The 867-nt window shown below is 30.6% G+C and carries 1 pseudogene; it reads right to left on the bottom strand.

What is annotated here, in order from left to right:
* Nucleotides 1-229 (bottom strand): annotated as a pseudogene (locus AACV33_RS03845) (AEC family transporter); the annotation flags it as partial.
* Between the last annotated feature and the right edge of the window lie 638 nt (nt 230-867).

The raw sequence follows: 867 nt of genomic DNA on the forward strand, positions 1-867 counted from the left end.
GACCATAAATAATTAAACGGCTACTGGATGAGAAATCATGCTCAGAATTTACGATGCTTAAAAAGAGCATCGCGGGTAAGGTGACTTGAAATACGAGCTTAGAAGCGACTTCAATAAAGTTGTCGTTAATTAAGTGAATGCGTTTCAGTACAACACCAAGAAACAGCATTAAGCATATAGGGCCTGTAATTGATGCTGAAAATAGCAGTTGAGTGATTAAATTATCCATAGTTATGTTCTTCGTCGCTTCCTAGTAGAAGTGTTTATTTTACACACAAAAAATCAAATTTCAGTTGTGGATATCCACATCTTTTCCTTGTTTTACTTGAACAGTGCGATGACTTTGATTTTTTCATTAACACATTGGGTGAAAGCCTATTCGTTATCGGTATTTATCTTTCTTGTGAATGTTTTGTTTTGTTCGTTTTAGTAACTAAAGAGATCTTATGCATGACTCTAGAAGGTGAATTGATGCAAATACGAACATAAAGAACCACGGTATTTTTAATTTCAGTATGTAAACGTTAGCGTGGTAGAACCAGTTCCCATCAATTAACTATGCAATATTGAGGTGATTTTTATTTAACTACGATGGTAAATCATAAAATAAACAAGAAGGCATTTTGAATGAATAAATAGGTGGAATAACTAAACACCATGTTTAATTGAAGATAATGATATTTTTTCACCATTATTAATAGGTGAAAGTATACGGCTATTTTATTCGGATTTATCCTATCTAAGTAAGTGTGATTAAAGTCTATATGTGAGGTCACATATTTAAAAAAATAATAGGTAATTTTGTTTTTTTATGGAAGTAATTCAAATAAAAAACATTTAGTCACTGATTTTTTTATTATTTTTTAT

The sequence above is a fragment of the Aliivibrio sp. SR45-2 genome (assembly GCF_963890165.1).
Classification (GTDB): Bacteria; Pseudomonadota; Gammaproteobacteria; order Enterobacterales; family Vibrionaceae; genus Aliivibrio; species Aliivibrio salmonicida.